Below are 1,556 nucleotides of genomic sequence, written 5' to 3' on the forward strand. Positions count from 1 at the left end.
GCAACGTCCGCCTCGGCGGTGGCGAGGATCTGCTCCGCCTGTCGCAAGTCCGAGCGCGGCGCGATGCCCCCGTCCAGGCGCGCGCGGGTGAGCGCGACGGTCCGCTGCGCACTGGCGACGGTATCGAGCGCGACCTGCAGCAGCGACGCATCGGCGGCATGGGCCAGCCAGCCGTCCGCGATGTCCCCCACGAGCGCGAGCCGCGTGGCGCGGGCGCCCGCTTCGCTTGCGAGATAGCGATTCTGTTCGGCCTCGCTCAACGATGCCAGCCTGCCGAACAGGTCCAGTTCGAAGGCGGTGATGCCCAGCTGCGCCGAATGGCTCGTGCGCGATCGGGCCTGCCCACCGGTCGCGGCGCCCTGATTGCCCAGGGTGCTGTTGTTGCTGCGCGTATGCGTGGCACCGGCGGTCAGGTCGAGCTGGGGCAATTGCTCCGCGCGCTGGATACGAACTTGCGCCCGCGCCGCCATGACGTTGGCGGCGGCGACCTTCAGGTCGCGGTTGCTCTCCAATGCCTGTGCGATCAGGCTCTGCAGCCGCTGGTCGGCGAAGATGCCGCGATAACCGATCGTTTCGGGCGAGGCAGCTTGCTGTGCGCCATAGGCCGGCCCGCTCGGCCAGGTTTCCGGCACCGGCGGCGCCACCACGACATCCCGCGGCGTCATCGAGCAGGCCGAAAGCAGCAGCGGCAGGGCGAATTTCATAGGCTTCATGCCATTTCCTCCTGCGGCCGCGCGGGATGCTCCCTGCCGCCCAGCTTGAGCGCGGCTGCCCGCACCAGCACGAAGAAGAACGGGATGTAGAAGATCGCCAGGATCGTCGCGGTGATCATCCCGCCCACGACAGAGGTGCCGATGGCGATGCGGCTGTTCGCACCCGCGCCGGTGGAAAGCGCGAGCGGGAGGACGCCGAAGATGAACGCGAAGCTGGTCATCAGGATCGGGCGGAGCCTGACGCGCGCAGCCTCGAAGGCGGCTTCCATCACGCTGCTGCCGCGCTTTTCCGCCTGTTCCGCGAACTCGATCATCAGGATCGCGTTCTTCGCCGCCAGCCCCATCGTCGTCAGCAGGCCGATCTGAAGGTAGATGTCGTTGTCCAGGCCGCGCAAACTGACGGCCACAACGGCACCTATGAGGCCCAAAGGCACCACCAAAAGCACCGCAAGCGGAATCGTCCAGCTCTCGTAGAGCGCCGCAAGGCAGAGGAACACGACGATCAGCGACAGCGCATAGAGCATCGGCGCCTGCCCCGACGACAGCCGCTCCTGATAGGACAGGCCCGACCATGCGACCGTCGTGCCGGGGATTTGGGCGGCGAGCTGTTCCATGCGGTCCATCGCCTGGCCCGAGCTGTAGCCGCTTGCCGCCTGCCCCGAGAACTCGAACGAAGGCAGGCCCTGGAAGCGCGACAGGCTGGTGGGGACCACCGACCAGCTCGTGCTGGCGAAGGAGGAGAACGGCACCATTGCGCCGGTCTGCGCGCGGACGAACCACTGGTCGATGTCGGTGGGCTCGTCGCGGTACGGGGCGTCGCCCTGCACATAGACGCGCTTGACC

General features: G+C 68.0%; 2 protein-coding genes. Both read right to left on the reverse strand.

All coding sequences use genetic code 11. The annotated features are described in order from the left end of the window. The coding region (locus LH128_RS27380) for a TolC family protein (protein ID WP_008832951.1) at window positions 1–713 on the reverse strand (713 nt) is incomplete at its 3' end. Then, on the reverse strand, window positions 710–1,556 hold an 847-nt coding region (locus LH128_RS27385; protein WP_008832952.1), incomplete at its 5' end, for an efflux RND transporter permease subunit. The genes LH128_RS27380 and LH128_RS27385, both read right to left, overlap by 4 nt.

Source organism: Sphingomonas sp. LH128, assembly GCF_000293195.2.
GTDB classification, from domain to species: Bacteria; Pseudomonadota; Alphaproteobacteria; order Sphingomonadales; family Sphingomonadaceae; genus Novosphingobium; species Novosphingobium resinovorum_A.